Origin of the sequence: Streptomyces thermospinosisporus, assembly GCF_039526425.1 — a bacterium.
Lineage (GTDB): Bacteria > Actinomycetota > Actinomycetes > Streptomycetales > Streptomycetaceae > Streptomyces > Streptomyces thermocarboxydovorans.
In genome coordinates, this window is sequence record NZ_BAAAIZ010000134.1 from 1 (window position 1) to 5,436 (window position 5,436).

At 67.8% G+C, this 5,436-nt stretch carries 5 protein-coding genes and 2 pseudogenes; 1 reads left to right on the top strand and 6 read right to left on the bottom strand.

The window, feature by feature from the left end; genetic code table 11:
• Positions 1-233, top strand: a 233-nt coding sequence (locus tag ABD207_RS31240) for a hypothetical protein (RefSeq protein ID WP_344016682.1), incomplete at its 5' end; no start/stop codon positions are given.
• Here the strand turns inward: ABD207_RS31240 and ABD207_RS31245 are convergent.
• The 6 genes and pseudogenes from ABD207_RS31245 to ABD207_RS32260 all read right to left on the bottom strand — a co-directional run.
• Positions 215-1,120, bottom strand: a complete 906-nt coding sequence (locus ABD207_RS31245; RefSeq protein ID WP_344016683.1) for an ABC transporter ATP-binding protein — start codon at positions 1,118-1,120, stop codon at positions 215-217. The two genes, ABD207_RS31240 and ABD207_RS31245, sit on opposite strands and share 19 nt — an antisense overlap.
• A gap of 192 nt (positions 1,121-1,312) precedes the next feature.
• Complete coding sequence (locus ABD207_RS31250; RefSeq protein ID WP_344016684.1) at positions 1,313-2,965, bottom strand: DUF6297 family protein; 1,653 nt, start codon at positions 2,963-2,965, stop codon at positions 1,313-1,315.
• Entirely contained in the window at positions 2,943-3,665 is a 723-nt protein-coding gene (locus ABD207_RS31255) for an ABC transporter ATP-binding protein (RefSeq protein ID WP_344016685.1), read from the bottom strand. The genes ABD207_RS31250 and ABD207_RS31255 overlap by 23 nt, the downstream gene beginning before the upstream one ends.
• Positions 3,634-4,395 carry a class I SAM-dependent methyltransferase gene (locus ABD207_RS31260; protein ID WP_344016687.1) on the bottom strand — a complete coding sequence of 254 codons (762 nt, stop codon included), beginning with the start codon at positions 4,393-4,395 and terminating at the stop codon, positions 3,634-3,636. Before ABD207_RS31260 ends, ABD207_RS31255 begins: the two co-directional genes overlap by 32 nt.
• Before the next feature lie 442 nt (positions 4,396-4,837).
• Positions 4,838-5,272, bottom strand: a pseudogene (locus ABD207_RS31265) (LacI family transcriptional regulator); the annotation flags it as partial.
• A gap of 35 nt (positions 5,273-5,307) precedes the next feature.
• Positions 5,308-5,436: pseudogene (locus tag ABD207_RS32260) on the bottom strand (IS256 family transposase); the annotation flags it as partial.

Consider the following 5,436-nt stretch of genomic DNA (forward strand, 5'->3'; position numbering starts at 1 on the left):
GCCACCTTGCAGTCCGCTTAAAACAAGATCACCGGACTCCACGAAAGTCGGGGCAGCTCAACGTGGCTACCGGGGATGTCGCCGTCACGCCCGTACGCCACGAGGAGGAACATGAGCGGGTTCACAAGGAGCCCCACCTGAGCGCGGCGGTCGCGGCGGATGTGGCGCAGTTCCATCATCCCGCGGTGCAGTCCTGCCTCGATGTGACGTCGGTTCATGACACTTGCTCCTGACGCAGCAGCCGCAGGTAGGTGTCTTCCAGAGTGGGCCGGCGGATCTCCAGCCCGTCGATGGGGCCGTCGATCCGGCAGTGCAGCTCCCAAACCAGCCTTGACGGATCGGACGTGAACTGGCGCTGGACGGCGCCTTCTTCCACCCAGCGCACTTCGGCCTTGGCTCCCACCTCACGGACCAGCTGGTCCGCCGGCCCGCACGTGATGAGGCGTCCGTTGATGAGCACGGCGATGGAATCGGACAGGCGCTCGGCCTCCACCAGGTCGTGTGTGGTCAGCAGGATGGTCGTGTTGTCAGTGGCGCGAAGTCGCTCGATGAGCTCGTGGAAGGCGAGTCGTGACTCGGGATCGAACCCAGTGGTCGGTTCGTCCAGGAAGAGAAGCTCAGGCCGGCCGATGATGCCCAGGGCGACGTCGAGGCGACGCCGTTGCCCGCCAGACAGTCTGTGACACTCCTGCGTGGCCTGGTCGGTCAGGCCGACGGCCGTCAGCAGTTCGTCGGTGGTCCGCGCATTGCGGTAGTAGCGGCCGAAGTGGTCCAGTAACTCCCGTACGCGCCATCGCGCATGGTCCCGCCATGACTGCATGACGATCCCGACCCGTGCCCGCCAGTCGTCTCCCACATACTGGGGGTCGTGCCCGAGCACGCGGACCTCGCCTTCTGAGCGACGCCGGAACCCTTCCAAGATCTCGATGGTCGTGCTCTTGCCTGCACCGTTCGGGCCGAGCAGTGCCAGTACTTCACCGCGCCGGATGTCGAGGTCGACCCCGCGCAGAACGTCTCTGTCGCCGTACCGCATACGCAGCCCGCGCACGCTGACGGCAAGCGGGTCGGGCGCAGGGGACGACCTGACCTCCGAGGCGTCGGCCGGTGTGGGAGCAACCATGCGGCCGAGCCTAGGCGCGGGACTTGCCAGAGCCCTACTTCCAGCGGAATCTGGCTCACCAGGTGCACACGCTCGGTTTGACGGCCTCCCGCTGCTGCCAACGTGCGCGCTTGTGATCCTCAACTTACCGTGTTGCTTCGTAGCTTGGCGGCCCGGCTGCTGCTGCAGGCGTCAGCGCAGCAGCCGAAGGAGTCAGGCGTTCAGCCGCCGAGCGGTCCGGCGGGCCCATAGGAGGCCCGCGACGCCAGCCAGGAGCAACCACGCCGCGCCCCGCGGCCCGCAGGATCCGTCCGCGGCCGCGGCGACCACTACGGGAGCGGTGAGCGCCATCAGTGCCAATAGCCCACGCAAATACCAGACGGCCGTCTGGATCGGCGCGGTGTTGCCCATCGCCGTCTCGGTGCCCACCAGCAGGTGAAAGGGCACCGGACCCCGGTAGGCGCCGACGAGTGCCGCTCCCACGCTCGCCGGCACCGCCGCCGGCACCGCCGCCAGCGCGGGTGTCCACCAACCACCGACAACACACACCGCAATGCCGAGCCCCGTGGCACCGGCCAGCAGCAGTCCGGGCACGACCGCGTGCCACAGCGCCAGGGTCCCCGCACGGTAGGGCAGCAGGGTGCTGCGGCGCATGTCGTCGCTCTCCAGTCGGGCCGGCTCGACGAACTGCGCGGCCGCGAGGTAGAGGAACCACACGGCGGCGATGGACGACAGCGTGGCGGTCGTTCCGGTCCGGGCGGACGCGAAGGCGAGGGCGGCGATGGACAGAGCGGACCATACGCAGCCCCAGCCGAGTCGGCCGGGCTCTCTCACGAGGCAGAGCGCGTCACGCCAGGGCAGCACCAGCCACGGCAGGTTCGGCGGCCGGACCCACGACGCGGGACGTGCCCCTCGCCGCTGCCGCACGCGCATCGCGGAGCGTGCCCGACGCAGGTCCAAGGAGAACAGCGAGGCACCCATCCGGTCGGCGACTGTGGCGCGCAGCCGCAGGGCCTCTGCGGGAATGTCCGGTACGGCCCGCACCGCCAACAGAGCCGGCACGACGATGCCGCACGCCCACATCAGCATGGCCAGGGGCCAGCCCGGCGCTGTGCCCAGCGCGGCCGCCGTGAGGGGCTGAGCCGCCCAGCCCCAAGGCAGCAGCCACAGGACGGTGGTGCCAGCCCACGTGGGCAGCCCACGGGTCAGGGCGATGACGGACAGCAGGCCCAGCAGGGCAACCCCGCACCAGCCCGCCTGGAAGATCCTGCGCTGCTGCCGTTCCCATCGCACTTCGTGGCGCACGATCAGAACGCTGAGCCCGGTACCAACGAGCGCGGTACCCAGCCCGGCCCAAACGCCCGCAGCAGTGACCGAAAGCCAGGCGGCCCCCGACACATTGCCGATGAGGAAGCCGAGCACGCCACCGCTCGCCATACCCAGCAGCGCACTGACGGTGGCCGATGACGCCAGCCGCGGCAGCAGGAGTGGTCCGCGCGCGATGGGCTGCGGCAGCAGCCAGGACACCGTCGCACTGTCCGCAACGACAGGACCCCGCCACACCGCGCTGCGCACGACGAGCAGCGACGCCAGGGCAAGGACGGCGGGCAGCCACAGAGGCAGAGCCTGCAGGAGCGGTTCCGAGCGGTCGAGTCGACTCGACTGTCCCAGCCGCGCCACAGCCAGCAGAGCAGGCACGCCCCACACCCCGCCGAAAAGCACCAGCAGATACGCCACGAAGACAGCGCTCTTGCGCCGCTCCGTCCGGTACTCGCTGCGCGCGGCCCGCAGGAATTGCAGGACCTCGGCAGTGCTGTCGTGCCGCGAGACAGACGACCGCACGTCAGAAGGCGTTTCCGTGCTCACGCCCGTCTCCCGCCGATTCGGTGTGCTGCCCGGCCGCCAGCCTCATCACACGGTCCGCAACCGCCTCGACGAGCTGGTCGTTGTGGGTGGCCATGAGGATGGCCACCCCCTGTGCCTTGTGCCGGGCCAGCCGGTCCGCGAGTTCCCGCCGCGCAGCGGCGTCCAGCCGCTGTTCGGGCTCGTCGACGATGAGCAGATCGTGCGGACGAACGAAGGCCGCGGCCAGCAGCATCTGCTGCCTCAGCCCTGAAGACAGCGCGGACGGCACCAGATCCGCATGGTCCGCCAAGTGGTGACCCGTCAGAGCCTCGGCCACGGCGTCACGCGCCGTCGCACCCAGGCCATGCGCGAGCGCCACGAGCATGAGGTGTTCACGGACCGTCAGGTCGGGATAGAAGGCGTCGACATCCATCACGGTGGCGACCGCCGCCCGCACGGCCGGCTCGTCGCCGTCCATCGAAGCGCCGTCGAAGAGGACGGTGCCGGAGGTGGGCCGCTCGCGCCCCGCCGCCAGACGGAGAAGGGTTGATTTGCCCGATCCGTTGCTGCCTGTGAGAGCGACACACTGCCCCGGCGCCACAGTCAGATTCACCCCGTGCAACACCCGGGACCCACCGTAGGAACGCACCACCTCCTGCAATTCCAGCAGGGCTCTCATTTCCTCGTGTTCAACTGCCGCTTGATCCTTGGTCCTTAACATCGTCGACAGCATAGACAGAGATGTGACGGTCACTCTTCTCGTCATAGGGCTCTTCACGCCATCCTGCGGTCCGTCCCACCAGGCGCAGTCCAGCGATACGCGCCATGAGATCGATCTCGGAGGGCCAGGCGTAGCGGAGGATCTCCTGTGTGGGCCGGGGCACCGTGCCGTCCAGAACAGTGTGGATGACCAACACCAACTGCTGGGTCCGCACGACGTGGCTGCTGTCCAGCATGACCGAGGTGGGGGACAGGTACCGGGTGCTGGTGTGTTCCCCCTGCTGCTGGTGGTACGGCATCGGGTCGAACGCTTCGATGACCACCCGGCCGCCGGGTGCCAGGTGCTCCCGCATCCGGGTCACGCACTCGACTTGCTGCGCCGCCGTATGCAGTGCGAACAACGTGTTGAGGGCGATGAAGACGACATCGTAGGTCTCACCGGTGCTCACCTTGGTGAAGTCGGCCGCGAAGGCGCGCACGCGTGCGTCCGTGTCCCGCTCGGCGAGTTTGTCGAGCATCCGCTGGGACCCGTCGACACCGTGCACTTCGAAGCCCCGCTGAGCGAGGGGCACCGCGAGCCGTCCGCTGCCTACCCCGAACTCCAGAATCTTTCCCCCTTCTGGGCACATCCGGGCAAGGAAGTCGACAGCGTCCTTGATGTCCGGTGAGGACGCCGGGTACATCAGATCGTAGACATCGGCCAGGCTGTCATAGGTTTGCGTCGAGTCCATAGGGTTCACTCCCGCAGGGCAAGCAGCGATCATTTTCATCTGTCTCCCGTCTGAGCCACCTGCGTGCAATGCCTCAGGGGAGCCTCAGTTGACCACGAAGTCACCCAGGGGCCCGACACCCAACTTATGCGTAAGTGCAGACGAGCAGACCACTCACCTGCTCTTACTGATCCATGATCAAAGTTTGCGGAGAAGACTCAGCACCCGCCCGCGCAAGCGGTTCGCCCCCGCTTTCCACTACCCCTTCGTATTGACTGATCAGTCACACTGATCGGTGTCAGCGGCGGCTGAAACTGACCGAGTTCGCCATAGCTGCCGGAGCGAGCGGCCGCTACCAGGTTGCCCCGGCCCCGGCGAGGCAACGTGGAAACGGCTGTGCCCCTGGCAGTTATCGCCAAGGGCACAGCAGCATTCCCCGTTGGTGCTCTACAGACGTACGTGACTACCTGCGTGCGCGCAGGAGATCGCCGAGCACGCGTACCGGTGACGTGGGACTCATCGCCAGGCGGACGTCGAGCGCCGTCTCCCACTGCCCGGTCAGTCCGAGCTTGAGGCGCTCGCGCATGCCGACGGTGACGTGGGCGTAGCGCGCCGAGACTGAGCCGTCGATGTGGCCCATGCGTTGGTCCATGAGGACCTTCTCGGTACCGAGGTCCTCCATCACGGTCCGGTGGGTGTGGCGGAGACCGTGAGGTGTGAGGCCCTTGGCGATCGGGAGCCAGCAGGCGTCGGCTCGGTCGCTGGCGCCGCGTCCTCGGGCCGGGACGCCAGGCCATGGCTCACCGAGTAGCGGTACGAGGCGAGCCTGCTGCGGTGCCTTCCTCGGGTACCAGCCGGAGACCGCCGGGGTGAACAGCCAGGTCGCGAAACCGTTTCGGCACTGGGTCGTGCCCCTTGGCGTGGTGTAGATGATCATTCGTTGGTGGCGGGCAGCAGGGTGGTCTTGTCCGGATAGAGGCTGTCCATGCTCTCGTTGGAGAGGTAGCGGCGGGGGAAGGCGGTCCACTCGTCGTGCAGCTCGATCAGGACGGCGGTGGCGAG